The following is a 24035-nucleotide window of genomic DNA, read 5'->3' on the forward strand; positions in this document are numbered from 1 at the left end:
CAGGTCCTGGTGCAGCGGCGCCGTCATGCCGCGACCGGCACCGCGTTGCCTTCGACCACCACCACCGCGCCGCGCAGCGAATAACCCAGCAGTTCGGTGACGTTGACATCGACCATCTGGCCGATCAGGCGGCTCGGTCCCTGGAAATTGACCACCCGGTTGCACTCGGTGCGGCCCATGAGTTCAGGTGCATCGGCGCTGGATTTCTTCGACGGTCCCTCGACCAGGATGCGCTGCACGGTGCCGACCCGGCTGGCGCCGATGTCGCGGGTGTTGGCGTCGATCACGGCCTGCAGTTCCTGCAGGCGGCGCAGCTTGACCGATTGCGGTGTGTCGTCGGTCAGGTTGGCCGCAGGCGTGCCGGGACGCGGGCTGAAGATGAAGGAGAACGAGTTGTCGAAATGCACGTCGTCGATGAGTTTCATCATCTTCTGGAAGTCTTCCTCGGTCTCGCCCGGGAAGCCGACGATGAAGTCGCTGCTCATCGACAGATCGGGCCGCACAGCGCGCAGCTTGCGCACCGTGCTCTTGTATTCCATGGCGGTGTAGCCGCGTTTCATGGCCATCAGGATGCGGTCGCTGCCGTGCTGCACCGGCAGGTGCAGATGGCTCACCAGCTGCGGCAGTTTTGCGTAGGCCTCGATCAGGCGCGGCGTGAATTCGTTCGGATGGCTGGTGGTGTAGCGCAGGCGGGCGATGCCCGGAATCTCGGCGATGTACTCCAGCAGCAGGGCGAAGTCGGCGATTTCGGCGGTGCCGCCCATCGCGCCGCGGTAGGCGTTGACGTTCTGGCCCAGCAGGGTGATTTCACGCACACCCTGGTCGGCCAGGCCCGCCACTTCGACCAGCACGTCGTCCAGCGGCCGGCTGACCTCCTCGCCGCGGGTGTAGGGCACCACGCAGTAGCTGCAATACTTGGAGCAGCCTTCCATGATCGACACGAAAGCCGTCGCGCCCTCGACGCGTGCCGGCGGCAGGTGGTCGAACTTCTCGATCTCCGGAAAGCTGATGTCGACCTGGGGTTTGTCCAGCCGTTCGCGGGCGTTGAGCATCTCGGGCAGGCGGTGCAGCGTCTGCGGACCGAACACCACGTCCACATAGGGCGCACGCGCGATGATGGCCGCGCCTTCCTGGCTGGCCACGCAGCCGCCCACGCCGATCTTCACGCCGCGCGCCTTCAGGTGCTTGATGCGGCCCAGGTCGGAAAACACTTTCTCCTGGGCCTTCTCGCGTACCGAACAGGTGTTGAACAGGATCAGGTCGGCCTCTTCGACATCCAGCGTGGGCACATAGCCCTGGGCGCTGCCCAGCACATCGGCCATCTTGTCCGAGTCGTACTCGTTCATCTGGCAGCCGAAGGTCTTGATGAAAACTTTTTTGGTGGTCATGGGGGAATCTTTTTCTGGGCGTGTGGGGCTTTGGCGGGGCGCCGGATCAGAGTCCGAACCAGCGCTGCAGCAGCGTGGGATTGGCGGTGGCGCGTTTAATGGCGGCCTCGGCCTCGGTCAGCACCCAGACCTGGCTGATCAGGCCGAAGCCGTCGCGCAGGTAGTTCACCGCATGGGTTTCGCCGTCGGCCAGCGTGGCCGATGTGACCAACAGGTTGCGCTGGTCGCGGATGCGGGCGCCCATCGACAACTGGTCGTCCTTGCCGTCGAGCACGACGGCCGGCGGCGTGACCACCTGCAGGCGGCCACGCAAGGCGTTTTCAGGGAAGGCTCGGAGATCATCTGCCCAGGCCATCGGGGCGATGCCGGCGGCCAGCACCAGCAGTGCGGCAGCGGTCCAGCGTGTCATGGTGTTCATCCAGGGGCTGAGAGGCGATCGATTTTAGCGGCTGCAGCTTCAGGTCCGGCTGGGTATCCTTCGGTCCGACGAGACAACCGGACGCCCTGCCGTGAATTCACCCCTCCGTACAGACGCCACCCCCGATGTGGACGCCGCCATCCGCAGCCGCCGTTCGGTGCGCGCCTTCCTGCCCCGGCCGGTCGATGCCGCGCTGATCCATGAAGTCCTCGACGCCGCCCGCTGGGCCGCATCGGGCAGCAACACCCAGCCGTGGAAAGTGGCGGTGCTGCAAGGCCTTTCGCTGGCCGACGTGGTGCGGCAGGTCACCGCGGCCGACCAGGCGACCAATGCCGACCCGTCCCTGGCCGCGCGGTTCCAGAACGAATACGACTATTACCCCCAGACCTGGACCGAGCCCTACATCGGCCGCCGTCGCCAGACCGGTTGGGGACTTTACGGCCTGCTGGGCATCCGGAAAGGCGAGAGCGAACGCATGCAGGCCCAGCACAACCGCAATTTCCAGTTCTTCGATGCGCCGGTCGGACTCGTCTTCACGGTGGATCGGGTGATGGGCCGCGGCTCGCTGCTCGACTACGGAATGTTCCTGCAGAACATCATGCTGGCCGCCCGGGCGCGGGGCCTGCACACCTGCCCGCAGGCGGCCTGGAACCGCTTCGGCGACATCCTGCGTCCGGTGATCGGCGCGAAACCGTACGACATGATCGTTTGCGGCATGGCGCTGGGATATGCCGACGGCGACGACCCGGTCAACGGTTTCCAGCCGCCGCGCATCGAGGTAGCCGACTTTGTGAAATGGCTGGATTGACACCATGAAACGCAAGATGTTCCTGGTGTTCTTCCTGGCGTTCTTCGCCCAGTACGCAGTCGCGACCGAAACCTGCCAGCAGTCGGCCGGCCCCGGCTGCTATCGGAGCTTCGACATTCCCGGGGCGGGCGGCAGACTGAACTACTACGCCTCCATGCCCACGGGTGCGACACCCAACCGCGCCCTGGTCGCCATGCACGGCCATCCGAGAGACGCCAACCGCACATTCGACGCCAGCCTGAAAGCGGTGAAAAACGCCGGTGCGCTCGACAACACGCTGGTCATCGCGCCGGTGTTCCAGGTGGCGGCGGCCGACGCCGGCAAATGCGATGCGCCCGGCACACCCGATCCACAGGACGGCGACCTGCTGTGGACCTGTGCTTCGTGGCTGGAAGGCGGTGCGTCGGCCAACGGAGGACACATCACCTCCTTCGCCGCGATGGACGCGCTGGTCGCCGAAATATCGGCCCGCTGGCCCAGCCTGCGCGGCATTACCGTGGCCGGTTTTTCGGCGGGCGGGCAGATGGTGCAGCACTACATCGCGTTCGCCCGGCCGCCGGCGAACGGCCCGGCGCTGCGCTACGTGGTCGCTGACCCCGGCACCTGGCTGTATTTCGATCCCCGGCCGGGCGCCGATGCCTGCGCCGGCATAGACCGCTGGAAATACGGCATCGATGGCCTGCCGCAGGCGCTGGGGCGCAGTGCGGCGGAAGCCCGGGCGACCTATGTCGCCGCCGACGTCCAGTACCTGGAAGGCGCACTCGACAGCGGCCCCGGCCCCGGCACGGCCTACCGGGTGCTGGACAAGTCCTGCGCCGCCATGGCCCAAGGCCCGTTCCGCCTGCAGCGCGGCCAGGCCTTCGTCGAATATGAACGCACCGTGCTGAGGCCGGGCCGCCCCCGTCCGCTGACGATCGTGCCGGGTTGCGGCCACGACGTGGCCTGCGTGTTTCCCTCGGATACCGCCCGCGCCGCCTTGCTTGGCAACATGCCCTGATCCCAACGCACAACCTGAAAGACCTTCCGACATGGCCGACAAGATCCTGGTGTTTTATGGCTCCTACCGTTCCGACCGCCTGGGCATCCGCCTGGCCGATTACCTGGTCGAGAAACTCGGGGCGCGCGGTGCCGAGCCCGAACTGATCGACGCCAAGGCGGTGGGCCTGCCTATGCTTGACCGCATGTACAAGGAATATCCCGAGGGCCAGGCCCCGGAGGCCATGGAAACGCTGGCCGGCAAGATCCGCGAGGCCGACGCCTTCGTCTTCGTCACCGGCGAATACAACTGGGGGCCGCAACCCGGCCTCAAGAACCTGACCGACCACTTTCTGGAAGAGTGGTTCTGGCGCCCGGCGGCGGTGGCCAGCTATTCGGCCGGCCGGTTCTCGGGCGTGCGTTCCGGCACCGCCTGGCACGGCATCCTTTCGGAGATGGGCATGGTGCCGATCTCCAGCACGCTGGCCGTCGGGCCCATTTCGCAGACGCTGGACGAACACGGCAAACCGACCGGCAGCGCAGGCGAGTCGCTGGACAAATCGTTCGGCCGTTTCGCCGACGACCTGGCCTGGTGGACCGAGGCTGCCCGCGCCCAGAAGGCGCGGAAAGCACCGCCTTACTGAACTGAGCCAGGCCGCACGGCACGCGCATTGCTTGCCTGCCGGACATGTCTGTCCCAGAAGCCGAATCCACCGCCTGGACCGAGCGCCTGGGGCTGCTGCTCGAATCCACCGGCGAGGGCATCTTCGGTATCGGCCTGGACGGCCATTGCGTCTTCATCAACCGGGCCGGCGCCAGCATGCTCGGTTATGAAGCCGCCGACGTGCTGGGGCGCAACATGCACGAGCTTACCCACTACAGCTGGCAGGACGGATCGGCCTATCCGGACAGCGCGTGCCCCATCTTCCGCGCCTTCCGCCGGGGCCAGCCCTGCCGTATCGACACCGAGGTGTTCTGGCGACGCGACGGGTCGGCGGTGCCGGTCGAATATTCCAGTCACCCGATCCTGGACGGCAGCAAGGTGCGAGGCGCGGTCATCACCTTCGTCGACATCACCGAACGGCGGCGCGCCGACCTGGCCCTGCGCCAGTCGCGCAACGTACTGGAACAGAAGGTGGCGGAGCGCACGGCAGAGCTGACCGCCGCACTGGAACAACTCAGGGCACTTTCGGCCTGGATGCGGGACGACGGCGTGGGCGCTGCGCCGCGGGTCGAGAAGAACGTCGGGCTGGTCGGCCTGAGCCATGCCATCGACAAGAAACCTACGCAGTTGTCGGGCGGCATGAAACAGCGGGTGGGCATTGCCCGCGCTTTTGCCATCCAGCCCGAGATGCTTCTGCTCGACGAGCCTTTCGGCGCTCTCGACGCCCTGACCCGCGGGACCATCCAGGACGAACTGATGGCCATCGTGCGGCAGACGCAGCAGACGGTTTTCATGAACACCTACGATGTGGATGAAGCCATCCTGCTGGCCGACCGCATCCTGCTGATGAGCAACGGCGCCGACAGCGTGGCCGGTTACCAGCCCGGGCGCATTGCCGAAGTGGTGGTCAACCCGCTGCCGCGCAACCGCACGCGCGCGGCGCTGCACCACCTCGACGGCTACTACGCGCTGCGCAACGACATCGTCGATTTCCTGGTCGGCCGGGCCGTCGCCCACTGACTCTTTCCCTGTCCAACATTCATTCAAGGAGCTTTTTCCATGAGCCGCAACGACGTTACCGAAAAGATCATGACCGCCAAGGTGCTGAAGGGCATCAGCTGGGCCAGCGTGGCCGAGAAGGTCGGCCTGTCCAAAGAATGGACCACGGCGGCCTGCCTGGGCCAGATGACACTGACTGCCGAACAGGCGGCGGTGTTGGCCGAGGTCTTCGACCTGGATGCCGACGACCAGAAGTGGCTGCAGGTCGTGCCCTACAAGGGCTCGTTGCCTACCGCTGTGCCGACCGATCCGCTGATCTATCGTTGGTACGAACTGGTGAGTGTGTATGGCACCACCATCAAGGAACTTATTCATGAAGAGTTCGGCGACGGGATCATGAGCGCCATCGATTTCTCGATGGACATGCGGCGGCAGAATGATCCCAAGGGGGATCGTGTGCGGGTGGTTCTTTCGGGTAAGTTTCTGCCTTACAAGACTTATTGATGCGGCTGCTGCGGGTGGGAGGAACGGCCTGGGTTTGCGGGTTTTGGGTTGTTCTTCTGTTAATCGCTATTGGGGGGTGTCTCCGCTTCGCCCTGTTTATTTCTTCTGCTACTCCGTAGGGGTGAGCCGCTTATGCGCGGGGCAGTCACTTTCTTTTCTGGCAAAAAAGAAAGTAACCAAAGAAAGTTGCCTTAGGGAGCGGGGAATCGCATGAGCGATGGTCGGGACTTCGTTCCGCTTCGCTCCCCTCTCGTCCTCACGGTGGCATTGATGACCGCACCCGGAAAGCCATCGCACGAGGTTCGGGACGCTCTTTCACCAAAAGCTTCACGCTCTGGCATCGGCCATGTTCGATCAACCGCCGCCGTACGACTTTGAAGAAAACACCGCTTGGAGCGGGATCGTGCGCACTGCCGATTTGCTGGCGAATGGCGAATGGCGGTGGGCCGGGGGCTCTCAACTGGCATCGGTGGTTGGCATCACCCCAGGTAGTCGTTCTGGTGCCAAGCTGTATTTCCCACACAAGCCGTACAGCGGTATTCGATCAAACAAGGCCGATGCCAGAGCGTGAAGCTTTTGGTGAACGGGCGTCCCGATTCGCGAGCATTGAATACGGCTGGGTGATCAATTCGTCTAGGCCAGGACGAGAGGGGAGCGCAGCGGAACGAAGTCCCGACCATCGCTCATGCGATTCCCCGCTCCCAAGGCAACTTTCTTTGGTTACTTTCTTTTTTGCCAGAAAAGAAAGTGACTGCCCCGCGCATAAGCGGCTCAACCCTACGGAGTAGCAGAAGAAAGAACCAGAGCGAAGCGGAACTAAAAACCACACAAAAAAATCAAGAACAAAAAAACAGGACTTACGCCAAAACCATAAAAACAGCCACCCATCGGATGACTGTTTAATAATAAATGAACATAAGCCCCGGGATAATCCTGAAAGGCCGGCACCCGCCGGCCCTCGAACATCAAGGCGTGTAGGTATCCCCCAGCACGATGCCTTCACGGCGCGGATCCGAACCGCCCGTCAGCACCGAAGTGGTGCCGGTGGTCCGACGCACGATGGTGCTGATGCCGCTCGACTGTGCGCTGGTCGACACGGTGTGGCCCAGGGCACGCAGGCCGATGGCCAGCGGATCGTTCAGGCCGTTGCTGGCCGCCACGATGTTCGGATGTTCGCCGCCCAGCGAAGTGGTGGCGCTGTTGCTGGCGCCGAAGTCCACCATCGAGGTCGCCTGTTGGGCATCCAGGCCCCAGTCCAGGGCACCGACCAGGGTCTTCACCACGTACTGGATGATGGTGCCGCCGCCGGGCGAACCGGTAGCCATCAGGAAGTCGCCGGGGCCGGTGCCGTTGAACACCAGGGTCGGTGCCATGGTGCTGCGAGGACGTTTGCCCGGTGCCACGCGGTTGGCGATCGCCACGCCGCCGCTGTCGGTCGGTGCGGCGCTGAAGTCGGTCAGCTGGTTGTTCAGCATGATGCCGCGCGCCATGTGATACGAACCGAAGGACGATTCAACGGTGGTAGTCATCGAAACGGCATTGCCTTCCTTGTCGACGATGGAGAAGTGGGTGGTGCCGCTCTCCGGTGTCCGGTCGATGCCCAGCGGCACGGCGCCCAGGTCACCCGCCGGGGCCACGCCCATGCTCCTGCTGAAGCTGATCAGGCCGGCGCGGGTGCGCAGGTAGGTCTTGTTGGTCATGGTCGCCACGCCGGCTGCCAGATTGGCGGCGCCGGGTGCGGATGAGCCGGGCAACGGCACGAAGTCGGTGTCGGCCACGTACTTGTCGCGGTCGGCATAGGCCAGGCGTTCTGCTTCTGTCACCAGGTGCACACCCATCACCGAAGGCTTGCCGCCTTCGATGTCGATTGCGGTCGGCGGGTACAGACCCAGGTTGTAGTTTTCCAGGATGCCCAGCGTCTGCGCCACGCCCAGGCCGCCGGACGACGGCGGCGGCATGCCGCAGACGTAGTAGCTGCGGTAGGTCGTGCAGACCGGTTCGCGGCGCACCGCCTTGTAGGCGGCCATGTCGGCCATGGTGGTCACGCCGGGCGTGATGACCGAGCCGTCGATGCCGGCGGTGATCTGGATCTTGTTGACGATGTCCTGCGCGATGGGGCCGGTGTGAAGTGCGTTGACGCCCTGCGTCGCCATGGCGCGCAACACGCCGGCGTAGGCCGGGTTCTTCAGCGTCTCACCCAGCTTGCGCGGGTTGCCGGAAGCATCCAGGAAGTAGGCAGATGCCTCGTTGTCACGCTTGAAGTTGGCAGCCGAACCCTCGATGGCCGCAGCCATGCGGCCGCCGATCTTGAAGCCGTTCTCTGCCAGGTTGGTGCCGTCGTTGAACAGGTTCATCCAGGCCAGCTTGCCGTGATCGCCGTGAGCCAGTTCCAGCATGCGCATGGCGCCCGGGGTGCCGATGGAACGACCGCTGGCGCGGGCGCTCGGGAGCGGCGGCGCGATGGAAACGCCGGTCGGGTCGATGTATCGCAGGTAGTTGCCGGTGGCGGCAGCCGGTGCGGTCTCGCGGCCGTCATACGCCTGGACCTTCTTGGTCTTGGCGTCGTAATACAGCATGAATGCGCCACCGGCCAGGCTGCTCGACTGCGGCTCGACCAGTGCCAGCACGGCCTGCACGGCAACGGCCGCATCGGCTGCGCTGCCGCCGTTCTTGATGATGTCGCAGCCGGCCTTGGTGGCCAGCGGGTGGTTGGCCACCACCATGTACGTCTTGGAATAGGTGAGCTTCTTGCCCAGCACGTAGCCGCTGGCGGCTTCCGGTGCGGCCGCATCGCCGGCCAGGCCTGAGCCGACCACCACGGGGGTGGCGCCGGTCGAACTGGTCAGGCAGCTGTTGTCGACGGTGACCACCGGTGGTACCACGGGCGGTGCGACGGCCGGATCGGCCACGATCACCGGGTCATTGGAGCCGCCGCCGCAACCGGCGAGCGCAAGTGAAAACGCGATAGGAGTCAGCAGCCACCAGGGCTTTTGGTTTTTCATGGAGTTGAGTCGCTTTTCGATCAGTGAAAAGCCGCCATTGCAGCGGCCGGTCATGTACCAGCATTTTGTATGCCATACATGAAATTGATACGAATCGAAAACCCCTATCCGGGTCGACTCAGCGGACCCTGGAAACCCCGGCGTCGATGTCGCCGAAAACCGTCACACCGCTCCGGTTGCCGTCGGCGCGCGTGGAAGAACCGGCGGTGGTGCAGCCGGTGTTCAGCGACGCCGCGAGCATCGCCAGCGCCATCAGCAAAATCGTGGAAAAACGTTTCATGCAGACCCCTCATTCATGCCGGACATCCGGGCGCATTGCATCACGGAAGTGAACTCACATGTGCTGCAACCACTCGCCAGCCATCCGGCGTACGTATCCAGGTCTGGCTTTGTCGTCCGGTCCTTTCGTTGCCGGCGCGGCGGAACTCGCAGTTGGCACAGGCGAAGTCGCGACCGTAGGTGGTGATGACCACGGTGATCAGTTCTCGGGCCAGGCCGGTAGATGGGCGCGAGGCGCGGAATTCGCGGATCTCCTCGTAGCCGTACAGGTTTTCGGTGGCGCCGTACCTCAGGGTCTCAGGGCTGTTCCAGAACAGCTCGTCGAGCACCTCGACCTTGTTGTGCACCAGGGCGTCCTCATAACGCTGGAAGACGGCTGTCACCTCTTCCAGGATTTCCGGCAGGTTGATTTCGTGGTTCATATGAAATTGTGTCCGATCAGCCCGGCACCGTGTCGCACGCCAAGGCCGGCTCACCCACCTGAAAGCGCAAGGTGGGCCGCCGGCCGTGGTCTGCGCGCCGGCCCAGGGCGGACGGTCGATGGGCGAAGCGCCGAATGTCCCACAGCGCAAATGGGGTCGAGGCCGCCGTGCGGGTGCGGCCCTGGCTGACAGGCCGCGCGGCCCGTTGCGGCGAGGATCGATCCATCGCATTCAACAGGAGAACCTCCATGAAAAAAGCACTCGTGATCCTCGCCGCCACCTTCACCATGCTCGGCGCCCATGCCCAGATCGGAAAGGCCGCTTCCGAGGCCACCGATGCCGCACAGCACAAGGTGGACCAGAAGCAGGCCGAGAGCGAAGCAAAGAAGAGCGGCCCGGTCGGCAAGGCCGTCAACGACGTGAAAGCCGGTTATCACAAGAACCGCGCGGACGCCTCGGCTGACAAGGCCAGGGAATCGTTGAAAAATACCGGCAAATAAGCCGGATCCGGTCCTTCCGGCCAGCGTACGCGACGGCACCCTCAGGGTGCCGTTTCCATTCAATCTCAGATCGTCGCGCCTTTGGCGTCGACTTCCCCCAAGACATCGAGCAACACGCGGTTGACCCGGCCCTGCTCGATCTCGTGCAACTTACACAGCGCCTGTAGCGGAAACGCATCCGCTGCTTCCAGAGCCAGCGTGATCTCCAGGCTCGGCCCGTAAGGCCCGGTGCGGGTCGTGGCGGCATCCTGCACCCGGCGCGACAGGCGTATGCGGGGCAGCAACACACCCAGCGGTTCGTTCAGCAGCAGGTCCAGACCCGAGAAAAGTCCGCACAACGAGACCTCTCGGCGCAGGGCTTCCTCGATGCCGGCGTCCAGCAGTCCGTCCATCAGGCGAGCGCGCAGCACCAGCTGCGCATTGAGCGGCCGCATGGCCGGTTCCCGGCTGGCAAAAGGCAGTTGTTTGCCGAGCCAGCCGCGCAGGGTCTCGATGCCCAGCATCATCATTCCGTGGCGTACCGATTCGATGGCCGTACGCAGGCCCAGTGCTGGCGAATTGGCATAGATCAGGAAGCGATACACCAGCAACGGATCTTCGCTGAGGATGCGTTCCACCGTCTCGGCCGATCGATCGCTTTCCAGTGCCATCAATGTCTGCTGCACGACCGCGTGCGAGGGCTGCATCGGCTGGTGGCGCAGGCTGTAGACCACGTCTTCGCCCGGCCAGCCGGCGAGCGCGAAGGCGTTGCAGCGGTCCAGGCAATATTCCATCAGCACCCGGCTTTCGATGCCGCCGAAGATGTGGCCGGGCGGTAACCGTCCGGGGCCCATCTGGTAGCCGACCTCGGTCTTGCGGGTGGCGTCTTTCAGCGCGGCGGCGGCCCAGGGCGGCGGCAGGGTCAGCCAGTAGCGGTGAAAGCTGTGGCGGATGTCTTCCGGCGGCGGCATGTCGGCGCTGCCCATCCACACCAGTCGCAGGCCGCGCTGCTGGGCCAGGCGCACGCCGGTGGCCACCAGGCTGCTGCCTTCGAGCATTTCGGACTGCACGACCAGGGTGGGAACCAGTGCGGTGCGGCTGGCAAAACGGGGGCCGGGCGCAGCCTTGGGGGTGGGCGGATCGACCAGGGTCAGCAGGTCGATCAGCAGCGCCTGCGACTGCGGCACCAGGAACAGCGGCGGGCCGTCGGCTGGCAGCCGGTCGCCCAGGGTGTCGAGTAGTTCGCGGGCGTCGATGGGGCCGTCCAGCGGACCGTCCGGAACCGGGGCGACGAACAGGCCCATGCCGACCAGCGAACGGCCGCGGCCCCAGAGGGGTTGATAGGAAAGCGAAATGCAGTCGAGGACAGAAGCCGTCATGCGCCTGGAGCCAGAAGAGGTGGTTTTCTCAAACCACCGGATTCTCCACGCTCCGGCCAGAAGCCTTCAATCACCCGCTGATATAGGTGAACAGCGACAGCTTCTGGATCTGCGCATACGAACTCAGCGCAGCCTGGTAACCGGTCTGCTGGCTGGAGAATTCCGACACCGCCTTGATCATGTCCAGGTCTTCGGCGGCGGACTTCTCGGCCTTCAGCTGGTCGGTTCGAACGCCCTGCGCGTCCTTGATGCGGTCGGCCTGGTTCAGGATGTCGCCCGCCAGGCTGCGCGCCGACGAAACCCGGGCCATGCCGGCGTCGATCTGCGACAGCGACTGCGCGATCTGCGTGGGCAGGGCGCCGGAGTTGCTGGTCGCGTTCTTGATGTTGGCGATGGTCTGGTCGAGGGTGGTGAACAGGTCGCTGCGGGCGCTGGGCGCCACGCTCAAGGTGTCGCCGGCGACTGGCGAGCCCTTGACCGTCATCGAGATGCCGTCGAAAGCGATGGCGCCGTTTTCCTTGTAGGTGCCGGTGGCGGCGGTGGTGCCGGCGGTGATGTCGGTGACGGTATAGGTCTTGGCGCCGCTGGTGGCGTCCACCGCGAAGGCGATGGTGTAGTTGTGGCCGGTGACGGCGGTGGGGCTGGTCACGCTGCCGGCGTCCGCCGACACGGTGCCGATGTTGCCGCTGCCGGTGGCCACGGTGAAGGTGCCGTTGCCGCTCGGCACGTTCATGAAGGCCGCCTGGCCGTCGAGCGTCGGCGACACCGTGTTGCCGCCGCCCACCCGCTGGCCCGACAGTCCTTCGAACTGCACGGTCTGCGTGTTGGTGAAGGGCGTGGTGGCGCTGCCGAGGCCGCTGAACAGCGGCGTGCCGTTGCTGTCGGTCTTGTTGGTATTGGCGAAGATCTCGTCGCGCAGGCTGGTCAGCTGCTGGGCGATGGAGGCCCGGTCGGTGGGCGTCAGTGTGCCGCTGCCGGCGCTGACCACCAGTTCGCGGAAGCTCTGCAGCGCGTCGGTGGTGGCGCCAAGGGTGGATTCGGCGGTGGCGATGGTGTCGCGCTGCGAAGCCAGCAGCCGCTGGTCCGCGGCGATGCGGGCGATGCGGGTGCCGGCGCGTTCGGCCTGGGCGGCGCCGGTCGGGTCGTCGCTGGTGCGGTTGATCTTCAGGCCCGAGGTCATGTTCTGCTGCAGCGTGACCAGTGCCTGCTGGCGCTGCGACAGGTTCTGCAGGGCGGTGGCGTAGCTGGTGGCGGTGCCGACGCGGCTGTTGGTGCTCATGGATGTCGTTTCCTATTGCCGATTGCCGATGTCAACGCATCGCCGACAGCACCGAGTCGAACAGACTCTGCGCCACCTGGATCATCTTGGCCGAGGCCTGGTAGGCCTGCTGGTACTGCAGCAGCTTGGCGGCCTCTTCGTCGAGGTTGACACCGCTGACCGACGACACGCTGTTGTCCAGGCTGGTCGAGATGTTCCCCGACACGCTGGCGTTGAACTGCGCGCTCTGCACCCGCGTGCCGATCTGCGACATGAGGCCGGCATAACCGTCGGACAAGGGCGAGCCGTCGTACACCGTCTTGTCGCGCAAGGCGGCGATGGCGTCGGCATTGCCGGCGGTGGTGGTGACGGGCCCGCCGACGGTGGTGGCCGGCGTGGCGGTGTAGGTGGTGGGCCAGGTGCCGGCGGCGCGCATCGGCGTGCCGATGCTGGCGTCGTTGGCCTGCACCATCACCACGTCGCCGGCGGTGGGTACGCCCTTCAGGCTCAGTTCCCAGCCGTTCAGCTTGATGGTCTGGCCGCTGGTGTAGGCCTGGCTGGGGCCGGCTGCAGCGGGCGGCACCGTGACCGTGTAGCTGGTCGGCGTGTCGAAAGTCAGGATGGCGTCGCTGGCCAGGTTGGCGTTCTTCGACGTGGCCATCAGGCCCTGCACCGTCACCGTCCCCTTGTTGTCGGCGGCAGCCGAGGCCACCACCGGGCTGGTCACGGCCAGCTGGCGGGGCGACGCGAACACCGTGCCCATCTGGCTGGCCGCGGCGGCGAAGGGTTTCACCGAATAGCTGTCGCCGCCGACGCCGCCGGCGCCGATGTTGAAGGCCAGGCCGTCCACCGTGGGCTGGCCGGCGCTCAGGTCGAAATTGGTGATCTGGCCGTCGGACACCCGGGTGATCGAACCGGTGCTGCCCGATGTCAGCGTCACCTTGTAGTCGGACGGCGTCAGCTTGCTGATGTCGGCCGCCTGCACGCCCACGGTCGCGGTGCCGGTGTTGTAGGACGCGGCATAACCGTTGGGGATGCTGATCGGGTTGAGCAGGTTGGCGCCGGTGTTGCCGTCGAGGTCCAGGCCCAGCGAATGCTGTTCGTTGATGGCGCTGGTGGTGGTCAGCGCCAGGCGGCCCAGCAGGTTGCGGCCTTCGGCGATGTCGGTGTTGTTGAACTTCAGCAGGCCGGCCATTTCGCCGCCGCCCATCTGGTTCTCGTCCAGAGTGGTGGTGAGGGTGCCGGCGCGCTGCACCGACAGTTTCATGATCGAAGGATCGCCGTTCGGGTCGGATACCAGCGACACCTGGGCGGTGGTGGTGCCGAGCACCAGCGGCTGGCTGCCCAGGAAGATGTTGGTGCTGCCGTCGTCCGCCGGGATCTGGCTGGTCTGGACGTACTGGTTCAGGTTGCGGATCAGCGTGTCGCGCTGGTCCAGCAGGTCGTTGGGCTGCTGCGCCTGGCCGTGCGAAAGAGCGATCTGCTGGTTGACCGCAGCGATGCGGGTCACCAGTCCGTTGACGGCGGTGACGTCGTCCTGCAGCTTCTGCTGGGTGGTCGACTGCAGTTCGTTCAGCTGCGACGAGGCGGTATTGAAGCGCCCGGCCATTTCGTTGGCGCGGGTCAGCACCACCGAACGGGCTGTCAGGTCGGTGGGGGCGGCCGACACATCGGTGAAGGCGTTCAGCATGTCGGTGATCGACGCGCCGAGGCCGGTGGTGCCGCCGGGAAAGATGTCCTCCAGCTGCGACAGGCTGGCCGAGCGCGTCGAGTCCGATGCGGCCACGGCGGCGGCCTGGGTGGCCTGTTTGGTCAGGAACTGGTCGGCGTTGCGGGTGATGGTGGCGACCGTCACGCCCCGGCCGATGAAACCCGCGCCGGTGTATTGCCCGCCCGCCGTTTCCAGCTGCACCGTCTGCTTGCTGTAGCCCGGCGTGTTGACGTTCGAGATGTTGTGCCCGATGGTCGACAGGGCCGTCTGGTTGGCCGTGAGCGCCCGTGCACTGACGTTGAGCAGGCTCATGAATGTTGACCTGCGTCGGCTACGACACTGCGTTGTTGCCAGTGCGCGGCGCTGGCGATGGCGCGGCTCAGCTTGCTGGCGTAGGCGGGGTCGGTGGCGTAACCGGCGCGCTTGAGTTCGGTCGCATAGGCGTGGGCCGAATCGGTCTTCTGCCTGGCGTTGGCGTAGCGCGGGTTCTCGTTGATCAGCTTGGAATAGTCGCGGAACGAGTCTTCGACCGAGTCGTACGAACGGAACTTGGCCACCACCTTGCGTGGCTGGCCGTTGATGTATTCGGTGGTGGTCACCTCGGCGACCTTGCCCTTCCAGTCGCCGGTGGCCTTCACGCCGAACAGGTTGTTGGCGCTGCTGCCGTCCTTGTTCTTGATGAGGTGTTTGCCCCAGCCGGTTTCGTGGCCGGCCTGGCCCAGCATGAAGCTGGCCGGAATGCCGCTCTCGGCGCTGACCGTGGCGGCGGCGTCGCCCATTTTCTGGACGAAGTCGCCCTGCGCGCTGCCGGTCGGGGCGGCGGCCACCGGCGTGGGTTTGGCCGCGCTGACGCCGCCCAGCGAAATGGTCGAAGGAGGCAGCGTGCCGGCTTTCAGGCCGGACTGGGCGCTGAGCTGTTTCTCGATGATTTCCGACAGGCCGCCGGGCTGGCCGGACATCGACACGGCGAACTGCTGGTCGAGCATGTCGGTGCCCAGCTTCTCGCCTTCGCTGTCATTCATGCCGGATTTCATGGTGGCTTCGCGCATGGACTTCATCAGTTCACGCATGAACAGCGACTCGAACTGCTTGGCAGCCGCCTTGATGGCCTTGGGGTCGCTGCTGTTGCCGGCCTGCAGTTTGAGGGCGTTGAGCGAGCGGGAGTCGGCCGCCAGCGCCTCGTTGGGCGTGGTGCTGCCGCTGCCCAGCCCGAATGAAGATGAAGTGGATGAAATCGCCATGGTCAAGCCCTTGCCGCGTGGGTGCGGTTGGTCAGATCACTTCCAGCTCGGCGTTCAGCGCGCCGGCGGCCTTGATCGCCTGGAGGATCGCCAACAGGTCTTGTGGCGTGGCGCCCAGCGCATTGAGCGCGCGCACCACGTCGGCCAGCTGGGGCGATGCGGGGACCTGCATGAGGATGCCGGGTTCCTGCTTGATCTGGATGTCGCTCTTCTGCGCCACCACCGTCTGGCCGCCGCTGAAGGCGCCTGGCTGGCTGATGACGGGCGTCGAATTGATGGTGATCGACAGGTTGCCGTGGGCGATGGCGCATGGGCCCAGGGTGACCGACTGGTTGAGCACGATGGAGCCGGTGCGGGCGTTGATGACGACCTTGGCCGACGGTGCGCTCAGTTCGAGCGGGATCTCTTCGAGGTCGGCCAGGAAACTGACCCGCGAATTGGCATCGGTGGGCGCCTGCACCTGCACGGTACGGCCGTCCAGCGCGCGAGCCAGCCCGCTGCCCAGCCGGCGGTTGATGGCTTCGGCCACCCGGCGGGCGGTCTGGAAGTCGAAGGAATTCAGGTCCAGCTTGATCGAATCGCCCTCTTGCAGCGGCGTCGGGATGGCCCTTTCGACCTGGCCGCCCTGCGGCACGCGGCCGGCGCTCAGGTGGTTGATCTGCACCTTGCTGCCACCGGCCGCGGCACCGGCGCCGCCGACGGCCACGTTGCCCTGGGCCAGTGCGTAGATCTCGCCGTCCACGCCACGCAAAGGGGTGGTGATGAGGGTGCCGCCCTTGAGCGACTTGGAGTTGCCGATGGACGACACGTTGATGTCGATCATCTGGCCCGGCTGGGCGAAGGCGGGCAGCTGGGCGGTGACGATCACCGCGGCCACGTTCTTCAGCTGCAGCTGCGATGCGGTCGCGGCCGGCAATGTGATGCCGAGCTGCTGCATGTAGTTGGTCAGGCTCTGGGTGGTGAGCGGCATCTGGGTGGTCTGGTCACCCGTGCCGTCGAGGCCGATGACCAGGCCATAGCCGGTCAGCTGGTTGGTGCGAACGCCCTGCACCGACGCGACTTCCTTGATACGCATCGCCTGGGCCGGCATTGCGCCGAAAACCAGGCCGAAGGCGGCGACCCAGAGGGCGGTCAGCCGGAGGAAGGAGGAAGTAAGGGCGGGGTGCATGGGAGGATTCTCCCAAGCATCAGAAAGGCAGAACGTTCAAAAAGACCCGGGAAAGCCACCCCATTTGCTGGGCTTCGCCGGCTTGACCCCGACCGCGGGACTCGATCCGCACGTTGGCGACCTGGGTCGAGGACACCAGGCTGCCCGCCTGGATGGCCCGCGGATCGATGGTGCCGCTGAAACGCATCACGTCGACGTTCTCGTTCACGCCGATCTGTTTTTCGCCGGTGACCACCAGATGCCCGTTCGGCAGCACCTGCACCACGGTGGCGGTGATGGCGCCCGAGAACGTATTGGCGCTCTGCGTGCCGCCCTTGCCGGCGAAGGTGTTGGCATCGGTCGCGGCGATGTTGGTCTTGGCGGCGAGCGAGGCGGCGCCGAAGAAGGGCAGGGCGGTGATGCCGGCCTTGACCGTGCCGTTCTTGTCGACTGTCGAGGTGGAAGTCTGGCTGGCGCTGACGTTCTCGACGATGTTGATGGTGACCGTGTCGCCCACCAGCCGCGCCCGGCGGTCTTCGAAGGCCTGGCGGTAGGTGGCGGTGCTGAAGAGGCCGCCGCTGGCGGAGACCGGTTCGCGGGCCGGATAGATCAGCTGCGGCGCGGCAGTGACAGGCATGTCCACCTTGGGCTGCATGGTTTCGCAGCCGGTGCAGAGCAGGGCGACCAGGGGCGCGGCCGCGAGAAGGGAGGTGAGGCGTTGCATGGGGCGTGTCTCCGTGCGGTATGTCTCTGGGTGCTATTCAGAGTTGGGCCAGCTTCTGCAACATCTGGTCGGATGTCTGGATGGCCTTGCTGTTCATTTCGTAGGCGCGCTGGGTCTGGATCATCCCGACCAGTTCCTGCACCACGTTGACATTGGAGGTCTCGACGAAACCCTGCATCACCGTACCCAGGCCGTTGGTGCCGGGCGTGCCGGTCTGCGGCGTGCCGGAAGCGGCGGTTTCGGTGAACAGGTTCGAGCCGCGCGGCTCGAGGCCGGCCGGGTTGATGAAGTTGACCAGGGCGATGGTGCCCACCTGCTGCGGCGTGGCGCTGGTCGGCAGCACCACGCTGACGGCGCCGTCGGCACCGATGGTGATGCTCTGCGCGTTGGCCGGGATGGTGATGCCGTTGGCGATGGCCAGGCCGTTGTTGGTCACCAGCTGGCCGGATGCGTTGAGTTCGAACGAACCGTCGCGGGTATAGGCCAGCGTGCCGTCGGGCTGCGTCACCTGGAAGAATCCGTTGCCCTTCACCGCCACATCCAGCGGGTTGGTCGACTGCTGCAGGCTGCCCTGGGCATAGGAACGCGCGGTGGCCACGGTGCGCACGCCCAGGCCGAGCTGCAGGCCGGTGGGCAGCTGGTTCTGCTCGGTGGTGTTGGAGCCGACCTGGCGCAGGTTCTGGTACATCAGGTCTTCGAACACGGCGGTGGCGCGTTTGTAGCCGTTGGTCGAGACGTTGGCCAGGTTGTGGGAGATGACGTCCAGCTGGGTTTGCTGGGCTTCCATGCCGGTCTTCGAGATCCAGAGGGAATTGATCATGGCGGTGTACTCGCAGGAATGGGGTTAGGGCGCTTCAGCCCACGGACAGCAACTGGCTGGCCGATTTGTCACCCTGCTCCGCGGTCTGCAGGATGCGGGTGTTGGATTCGAACTGGCGGGCCGCTTCGATCATGGCCACCATGGTTCCGACGGCATTGACGTTGGAGCCTTCGAGCATGCCGGTCTGCAGGCGGGCGTTGGCGTCGGCGGCCATCGGGTTGCCCGAGGTCGGACGAAACAGGCCGTCCTCGCTGCGGCGCAGCGGGTCTTCGGCGGTCGGCGTGGCCAGCTTGAGCCGGCCCACCGTGTTGATCGGCTGGCCGTCGACCTTGGCGGTGATGGTGCCGTCGGCGCCCAGCGCGACCTGTGCGTTCTGCGGAATGTCGATCGGGCCGCCGTCGGCCGACAGCACCGTCATGCCGACGCTGTTGACCAGCGTGCCGTTGGCATTGACCTGGAAACCGCCATTGCGGTTGTAGGCTTCGGTACCGTCGAGCGCCTGCACCGCGAAGTAGGCGTTGCCCTGCGGCATGGCGTCCAGGTTGCGGTCGCTGTACTGGATGGATCCGGGCGTGTCGTCGTGCGTGCTGGCGGTTTCCAGAGCGAACACCCGGGTGCTCGAACCGTCGCCGTTGATCGGCACCGCACGAAAGTTGAACAGCTCCTGGCGGAAGCCGTTGGTGGACACGTTGGCCAGGTTGTTGGCCAGCACCGCCTGCCGCTCGGAAGCGGCGGAAGCGCCCGTCATCGATGTGTAAATCAAACGATCCATCTAGCTCACCTCGACGTTTGTCTGGTTTGTTCGATCAGCGCAGGTTCACGAGCGTGCTCATGATCTGGTCCTGCGTCTTGATGGTCTGGGCGTTGGCCTGGTAGGCGCGCTGGGCGGTCATCATGTTGACCAGCTCGGCCGTCAGGTCGACGTTGGAGTCTTCCAGCGAGCCCGACGAAATCTTGCCGAAGTTGCCCGAGCCGGGAGCGTTCTTGATGGGAGCGCCGGAGGCCACGGTTTCCTTCCAGTAGTCGCCGCTGGAGGGCTCCAGGCCCTGCACGTTGCGGAAGTTCGCCAGCTGGATCTGTCCGGTCGACTGGGTCTGGCCGTTCGAATAACGCGCGGTCAGGGTGCCGTTTTCCGAGAAGGCCATGCCGGTCAGCTCGCCCGGTGCGTAGCCGTCCTGCTTGAGGCTGGACACGTAGAACGACGAGGCGTTCTGGGTGAGGCTGGTCAGGTCGACCTTGACGTCGAATGCCGGCGTGGCCGCGCCTTTGATCTGGATGCCCGGCAGGGTCAGCGTGCTGCCCGAGGAAATGTTGCCGTTGGCGTCGAAAGTCACCGAACCGACCGGCGTGCCGGTGGTCGAGGTGGTGCTGTTGCCCTGCGGATAGTCGGCGTAGACGTTCCAGGTGTTGGCGTCGGTCTTCTGGAAATACAGGCCGACCGGCACGGCCGCGCCCTGCGAGTCGTAGGCGGTGACCGAGGTGCCGTAGGTGCTCAGCGCGGTGTTGGGCGTGACCGAGTTGTAGACCACGGCCTGGGTGTCCAGGTTGGCGGAGATGTTGATCTCGGTGCTCTGGTGGCCCGCCACTCCCTTGCCGGTCGGCAGCGAAAGCGTGCCTTTGGTCACCGCGCCGGTGATCGGGTCGAAGATGTTGCCCTGCAGCTTGGCGCCGCCGTTGGTCACGATGTTGCCGTCGGAATCCAGCTTGAAGGTGCCGTTGCGGGTGTAGGCCGTTTCGCCGTTGGGCAGTTGCACCGTGTAGAAGCCGTTGCCGTTGATGGCCAGGTCCAGGTCGTTGCCGGTGGTAGTCAGGTTGCCCTGGCTGAACTGCTGCGAAATGGCGGCGGTCTGCACGCCGATGCCGGGCGTGTTGGCGCTGCCGCCACTGCCGAGGTTGGATGCGTACAGATCCGAGAACTCGGCCCGCGAGGCCTTCATGCCGGTGGTGTTGACGTTGGCGATGTTGTTGCCGATCACGTCGAGGTTGCGACTGGCGGCGTTGAGGCCCGAAAGACCTTGTTGGAAAGCCATGGCTGGTGCTCCTTAGCGCTGGGAGAGTGGGTGGCGAAAACGGTCGGGATCGATCAGAGGATCGTCTTAACGGAGGTGTAGGCGGCCGAATTGCCGTCCTTGAACTTGAGCTGCAAGGCGCCGGCGGTGTCGGAGCCGATCGATGCGACCGTGCCCTTGACCAGGCCGGTCGAACCGACCGTTGCCTTGTCGTTGGTGGCGGTGACGGTGAACTTCAGGCCGTCGGCGCTGGTGTAGCCGGTGGAGTTGAAGTCGAAGCTGTGCTGGCCGGCTTCCATGGCGCCCAGGTTGAGCGAACCCACGGTGGTGCCGCCGGCGGTGCTCACCTTGACGGTGACGTTGCTGGCGGTGCCGTCCAGGGTGAACAGGCCGCTGCCCTTGTTGCTGGTGCTGTCGATCGACACGGTGTCGCCCGATGCCAGCACGTCGTGGCCGATCAGCGCGCTGGCCTGGATGCCCTGCATGGCGGCCATCTGCGTGGCCAGGCTGCTGACGGTGGTGTTGAGTTTCTCTATGCCCGACACCGTGTTGATCTGCGCGATCTGGGTGGTCATCTGCGCGTTGTCCATCGGGTTCATCGGGTCCTGGTTGTTCAGCTGCGCGACGAGCAGCTTCAGGAACCGGTCCTGCTGGTCGTCGGCGCTGGTAGTCCCGGTGGTGCCCGAGCTGGACGTGCTGCCGCTCAGCGACGAAGTCGGCTGGTAGGTGGTGGTGGAGGCGAGCGCGGCGGTGGCGGTACTGGATGTCATGGCGGGTTTCCCGTGGACGGGTTGTTTACTGGCCCATCTGCAGCGTCTTCAGCAGCAGGGTCTTGGCGGTGTTCATCACTTCGATGTTGTTCTGGTAGGAACGCGAGGCGGAAATCATGTTGACCATCTCTTCCACCGCATTCACGTTGGAGTGGGTGACGTAGCCCTGCTCGTCGGCGGCCGGGTTGGAGGGGTCCATCACCTTGCGGCCGGGCGTCTGGCTTTCGGTGACCTGGGCCACCCGCACGCCGGCGGTGCCCGCGTCGCCCATCGGCACCGTCTGGAACACGACCTGGCGGGCCTTGAAGGGTTTGCCGTCCGGACCGGCCACGGCTTCGACGTTGGCCAGGTTGGAGGCCACCGCGTTCAGCCGCTGCGACTGCGCGCTGACCGCGCTGCCGGAGACGTTGAAGATCGAGAACATGGACATGGTGGTTTTCCTTGTTCGTTGTTTCTTATTGGCCCTGGATCGCTGTCAGCAGCGTCTTGGCCTGGCCGTTGATGAAACGCAGCGTGGCTTCGTAGTGCACCGAGTTGTCGGCGAAGGCGGCGCGTTCGCGGTCCAGGTCCACGCTGTTGCCGTCCATCGCGGGCTGGGTCTGGATGGAATAGGCCAGCTTGCCGTCGCCCGCACTGCCGCCGATGGCGCCGGGGATCGGCAGGAAACCCGAATGCCCGAGGTCGCCGCCCTTGTAGGCGCCGCCGATGCTGTTGCCCTGCGCGGATGCCAGCTGCAGCGAAGCACCGTTGGCCATGGTGCTGCCGCTGCCGTTGCCGCCGGTGGCGTTGCGCAGCGCGCTGGCGAAGTCCAGGTCGCGCGCCGCATAGCCGGGGGTGTCGGCGTTGGCGATGTTGCTGGCGATCACCCGCTGGCGTTCGGCGCGCAGCACCAGGGCCTTCGAATGGAAGTCCAGCTGGTTGGTGAGTCTTTCGAGCATGGTGTTTTGCTCCGCGGAAGGTGGTGGCTAAGGGCGTGGTGGGTGAGAGGTCCGACGCACCGATTATCAAAACGCACCGGCCGAACTAAAGCGCGATGAAGCGGGGAAAGCGGCCTCTCTTCAGCTCTTGCTTCGAGGGGGGTATGCCTAAAGTGCGTCCTCGGGGCCGTGCCTGTTCAACGGGTATCCGCCGCCCCCTGCCGCCAACTGCCGTTGACCGCGGCGAACCTCTATTCAAGGAGCTGCCGCCATGGCCCTTTCTTCGAAATCCGCCTTCTCCGTGATGGCCGCAGTCGTGCTCGGTGCCGCATCCCTGGCTGCCGTGGCGCAGACCGCGGGCGGTCCGGAAGCCTCTCCTGCGCTGCTGGAGTCGTCGAGCCAGAACTGGCTGACGCAGGAAGTCGCCAAGCTGCCTCCGCCGAACGGCATGCCGTTGCGCATGGAGGTCACTGTCGGCAACCTCGACAGCCGGCTGCGCCTGGCGGCCTGCAACAAGGTCGAACCCTACATTCCCGCCGGCATGCGCCTGTGGGGCCGCACCCGCCTGGGCCTGCGCTGCATCGACGGCCCCGTGCGCTGGAACGTCTTCTTGCCGGTGCAGGTCAAGGCCTTCGGCCCGGCATGGGTGGTGCGCAGTGCCGTTGCCGCCGGAGCCACGCTGCAGGCCGGCGATGCGATGCAGGCAGAAGTCGACTGGGCCGACGACGCCATGCCGGTGCTGGGCGACGCCGCCCAGTGGATGGGCAGCACGGTGGTGCGCAACCTCAATGCCGGCCAGGCGTTGCGCCAGGCCATGGTGCGGGCGCCGCAGGTGTTCGACGCGGGCACCAACGTGCGGGTGGTGGCCGAGGGCCCGGGTTTTTCGGTAACGTCGGACGGCCAGGCCGTGGGCGCCGGAATCGTCGGCCAGACGGTCCGTGTCCGCATGGACGGCGGCCGTTTCATGAATGGAACCGTTGTCGACGCCCGCACTGTCCGCGTTGCGATCTGAGGACTCACTCTTCCGCCAATTGCGTTGAAATCACGACCTTTGTTGCACATTTGCCGCAGTGGGCACGTGACCACTTCAGGTTTCCGCCCAAAAAGATGTAAAAAAACCGAATCGGACTAAAGTCTGCCGAGAAAACGCCGAAGACCTTCCTACGAAGCCTCACCCCCGGGGCCCAGGAGAGAGAGATGAAGATAGGTCAAACCCCTGATATTTCCGACCTCGCCGCCCCTGCGACGAAGACGGCTGCGGGCGCGTCTTCGGCAGCTGCAACGGCCGCCAAGGCCGCCACCACCACCCAGGCCGACCCCGCAGCCGCCAGGCAGGCGGGTGTTTCGGTCACCGTATCGTCCCTGACCCGTTCGCTGGAAACCTCCGGCGCCAGCGGCTCTTTCGACGCCGAAAAGGTGGCCGCGATGAAATCCGCGATTGCCAACGGCACCTTCAAGGTCGACCCGGAAGCCATTGCAGACAAGCTGCTGTCCAACGCCCAGCAGGTGCTGCGCAAGGGCGCTGTCGGCTGATTTTCCTTTGTTGCCTGAACGATGAAACCCAACAACGTCTCTGTTCACGATATCGACACCCGACTGGGCCGCCTTGAGCGCCAGCTCGACGCTGTGTCGGCTGCGTTGATCCAGGGCGATGGCGATGCACTGCTGCTGGCGACCACGCTGCTGCGGGATGCGTCCGTCGATGTGGCCGGTTTGTTACCGGTGCCGACTTTGGCGGTGCGTGAGGGTGGGGCGGATCTGCAGCGTCGGCTGAAGGCTGCGGGGCAACGGTTTGCGATGTGTCGGGACAATCTGGCGCGGAGGTCGGCGGGGGTCGACCGTGCGCTGGAGGCGTTGTTGCCTTCTTCTGCAGGGGACAAGGCCACTTATTCGAAAGCGGCCGGGCGGGCTGGTGGCGGGAGCCGGTTCGGGTCTCGGTTCTTTTGATTTTTTTCGGTCGTCTTCGCTTCGCTCTGGTTATTTCTTCTATTGCTTTTTGAGGGGTGAGCCGTCTGTGCGCGGTGCAGTCACTTTCTTTTCTGGCAAAAAGAAAGTAACCAAAGAAAGTTGCCTCTGGAGCGGGGAATCGCATGAGCGATGGTCGGGACCAACAGCTTCACG

Annotated in this window: 27 protein-coding genes; 10 read left to right on the top strand and 17 right to left on the bottom strand. The window is 65.3% G+C overall.

The genetic code is table 11. The features are described 5' to 3' along the window. Positions 1–23: 23 nt before the first annotated feature. Together miaB and AC3ANW_RS02675 are read right to left on the bottom strand one after the other, a co-directional pair. Entirely contained in the window at positions 24–1388 is a 1365-nt protein-coding gene (miaB, locus tag AC3ANW_RS02670; protein WP_488343664.1) for a tRNA (N6-isopentenyl adenosine(37)-C2)-methylthiotransferase MiaB, read from the bottom strand. Positions 1389–1434: 46 nt separating this feature from the next. Beyond that, the gene (locus tag AC3ANW_RS02675; protein ID WP_488343665.1) at positions 1435–1797 is read right to left on the bottom strand and encodes a hypothetical protein; all 363 of its coding nucleotides are present in this window, start codon (positions 1795–1797) and stop codon (positions 1435–1437) included. Between the two features lie 100 nt (positions 1798–1897). On the opposite strand from AC3ANW_RS02675, the gene AC3ANW_RS02680 reads away from it, so the two are divergent. The 6 genes from AC3ANW_RS02680 to AC3ANW_RS02705 all read left to right on the top strand — a co-directional run bounded on the left by AC3ANW_RS02680 (position 1898) and on the right by AC3ANW_RS02705 (position 6327). Next, positions 1898–2614, top strand: a complete 717-nt coding sequence (locus tag AC3ANW_RS02680) for a nitroreductase (protein ID WP_488343666.1) — start codon at positions 1898–1900, stop codon at positions 2612–2614. Positions 2615–2618: 4 nt separating this feature from the next. Beyond that, positions 2619–3611, top strand: coding sequence for an alpha/beta hydrolase family protein (locus tag AC3ANW_RS02685; RefSeq protein ID WP_488343667.1), 993 nt, complete (start codon positions 2619–2621; stop codon positions 3609–3611). Between the two features lie 31 nt (positions 3612–3642). Beyond that, positions 3643–4233: an NADPH-dependent FMN reductase gene (locus AC3ANW_RS02690; RefSeq protein WP_488343668.1), complete on the top strand. Its 591-nt coding sequence runs from the start codon at positions 3643–3645 to the stop codon at positions 4231–4233. 44 nt (positions 4234–4277) lie between these two features. After that, on the top strand, positions 4278–5273 hold the full coding sequence (locus AC3ANW_RS02695) for an ABC transporter ATP-binding protein (protein ID WP_488343669.1): 996 nt from the start codon (positions 4278–4280) through the stop codon (positions 5271–5273). Positions 5274–5312: 39 nt separating this feature from the next. Next, the gene (gene cynS / locus AC3ANW_RS02700) at positions 5313–5756 is read left to right on the top strand and encodes a cyanase (protein WP_488343670.1); all 444 of its coding nucleotides are present in this window, start codon (positions 5313–5315) and stop codon (positions 5754–5756) included. A gap of 346 nt (positions 5757–6102) precedes the next feature. Beyond that, positions 6103–6327 carry a hypothetical protein gene (locus AC3ANW_RS02705; RefSeq protein ID WP_488343671.1) on the top strand — a complete coding sequence of 75 codons (225 nt, stop codon included), beginning with the start codon at positions 6103–6105 and terminating at the stop codon, positions 6325–6327. Between the two features lie 394 nt (positions 6328–6721). Here AC3ANW_RS02705 and AC3ANW_RS02710 read toward each other — a convergent pair whose 3' ends face one another. The 3 genes from AC3ANW_RS02710 to hpxZ form a co-directional block, all read right to left on the bottom strand. Then, positions 6722–8758 (bottom strand): gamma-glutamyltransferase family protein, encoded by a 2037-nt coding sequence (locus AC3ANW_RS02710; protein ID WP_488343672.1) that lies wholly within the window; start codon positions 8756–8758, stop codon positions 6722–6724. A gap of 118 nt (positions 8759–8876) precedes the next feature. Then, a complete protein-coding gene (locus tag AC3ANW_RS02715) occupies positions 8877–9038 on the bottom strand; it encodes a hypothetical protein (RefSeq protein WP_488343673.1) in 162 nt (53 codons plus the stop codon). Positions 9039–9078: 40 nt separating this feature from the next. Further along, positions 9079–9459 (bottom strand): oxalurate catabolism protein HpxZ, encoded by a 381-nt coding sequence (gene hpxZ, locus AC3ANW_RS02720; protein WP_488343674.1) that lies wholly within the window; start codon positions 9457–9459, stop codon positions 9079–9081. A 248-nt stretch (positions 9460–9707) separates the two neighbouring features. Here hpxZ and AC3ANW_RS02725 point away from each other — a divergent pair, with 248 nt between their 5' ends. Continuing rightward, positions 9708–9959 (top strand): hypothetical protein, encoded by a 252-nt coding sequence (locus AC3ANW_RS02725; protein ID WP_488343675.1) that lies wholly within the window; start codon positions 9708–9710, stop codon positions 9957–9959. Between the two features lie 65 nt (positions 9960–10024). Here the strand turns inward: AC3ANW_RS02725 and AC3ANW_RS02730 are convergent, their stop codons facing one another. From AC3ANW_RS02730 to flgB, 12 genes are all read right to left on the bottom strand, one after another. Next, on the bottom strand, positions 10025–11317 hold the full coding sequence (locus tag AC3ANW_RS02730; RefSeq protein WP_488343676.1) for an HDOD domain-containing protein: 1293 nt from the start codon (positions 11315–11317) through the stop codon (positions 10025–10027). 70 nt (positions 11318–11387) lie between these two features. Further along, positions 11388–12596 (bottom strand): flagellar hook-associated protein FlgL, encoded by a 1209-nt coding sequence (gene flgL, locus AC3ANW_RS02735; protein WP_488343677.1) that lies wholly within the window; start codon positions 12594–12596, stop codon positions 11388–11390. Positions 12597–12627: 31 nt separating this feature from the next. After that, complete coding sequence (gene flgK, locus AC3ANW_RS02740; RefSeq protein WP_488343678.1) at positions 12628–14598, bottom strand: flagellar hook-associated protein FlgK; 1971 nt, start codon at positions 14596–14598, stop codon at positions 12628–12630. Continuing rightward, the gene (gene flgJ / locus AC3ANW_RS02745) at positions 14595–15527 is read right to left on the bottom strand and encodes a flagellar assembly peptidoglycan hydrolase FlgJ (protein ID WP_488343679.1); all 933 of its coding nucleotides are present in this window, start codon (positions 15525–15527) and stop codon (positions 14595–14597) included. The genes flgK and flgJ overlap by 4 nt, the downstream gene beginning before the upstream one ends. A 31-nt stretch (positions 15528–15558) precedes the next feature. After that, a complete protein-coding gene (locus AC3ANW_RS02750; protein ID WP_488343680.1) occupies positions 15559–16695 on the bottom strand; it encodes a flagellar basal body P-ring protein FlgI in 1137 nt (378 codons plus the stop codon). 19 nt (positions 16696–16714) lie between these two features. Further along, positions 16715–17398 carry a flagellar basal body L-ring protein FlgH gene (locus AC3ANW_RS02755; protein WP_488343681.1) on the bottom strand — a complete coding sequence of 228 codons (684 nt, stop codon included), beginning with the start codon at positions 17396–17398 and terminating at the stop codon, positions 16715–16717. A gap of 37 nt (positions 17399–17435) precedes the next feature. Next, the gene (gene flgG, locus AC3ANW_RS02760) at positions 17436–18218 is read right to left on the bottom strand and encodes a flagellar basal-body rod protein FlgG (RefSeq protein WP_488343682.1); all 783 of its coding nucleotides are present in this window, start codon (positions 18216–18218) and stop codon (positions 17436–17438) included. A 34-nt stretch (positions 18219–18252) separates the two neighbouring features. Further along, positions 18253–18990, bottom strand: coding sequence for a flagellar basal body rod protein FlgF (locus tag AC3ANW_RS02765; protein ID WP_488343683.1), 738 nt, complete (start codon positions 18988–18990; stop codon positions 18253–18255). Between the two features lie 34 nt (positions 18991–19024). Beyond that, entirely contained in the window at positions 19025–20248 is a 1224-nt protein-coding gene (flgE, locus tag AC3ANW_RS02770; RefSeq protein ID WP_488343684.1) for a flagellar hook protein FlgE, read from the bottom strand. Positions 20249–20301: 53 nt separating this feature from the next. Continuing rightward, complete coding sequence (locus tag AC3ANW_RS02775) at positions 20302–20997, bottom strand: flagellar hook assembly protein FlgD (RefSeq protein WP_488343685.1); 696 nt, start codon at positions 20995–20997, stop codon at positions 20302–20304. A 25-nt stretch (positions 20998–21022) separates the two neighbouring features. Continuing rightward, positions 21023–21427 (bottom strand): flagellar basal body rod protein FlgC, encoded by a 405-nt coding sequence (gene flgC, locus AC3ANW_RS02780; protein ID WP_488343686.1) that lies wholly within the window; start codon positions 21425–21427, stop codon positions 21023–21025. Between the two features lie 25 nt (positions 21428–21452). Continuing rightward, a complete protein-coding gene (flgB, locus tag AC3ANW_RS02785; RefSeq protein ID WP_488343687.1) occupies positions 21453–21935 on the bottom strand; it encodes a flagellar basal body rod protein FlgB in 483 nt (160 codons plus the stop codon). Between the two features lie 250 nt (positions 21936–22185). Here flgB and flgA point away from each other — a divergent pair, with 250 nt between their 5' ends. The 3 genes from flgA to AC3ANW_RS02800 all read left to right on the top strand — a co-directional run bounded on the left by flgA (position 22186) and on the right by AC3ANW_RS02800 (position 23861). Further along, entirely contained in the window at positions 22186–22926 is a 741-nt protein-coding gene (gene flgA, locus AC3ANW_RS02790; protein WP_488343688.1) for a flagellar basal body P-ring formation chaperone FlgA, read from the top strand. Positions 22927–23111: 185 nt separating this feature from the next. After that, entirely contained in the window at positions 23112–23447 is a 336-nt protein-coding gene (gene flgM, locus AC3ANW_RS02795; RefSeq protein ID WP_488343689.1) for a flagellar biosynthesis anti-sigma factor FlgM, read from the top strand. 21 nt (positions 23448–23468) lie between these two features. Further along, on the top strand, positions 23469–23861 hold the full coding sequence (locus tag AC3ANW_RS02800) for a hypothetical protein (RefSeq protein ID WP_488343690.1): 393 nt from the start codon (positions 23469–23471) through the stop codon (positions 23859–23861). Positions 23862–24035 lie beyond the last annotated feature (174 nt).

The sequence above is a fragment of the Xylophilus sp. PBN-3R genome (genome assembly GCF_057747805.1).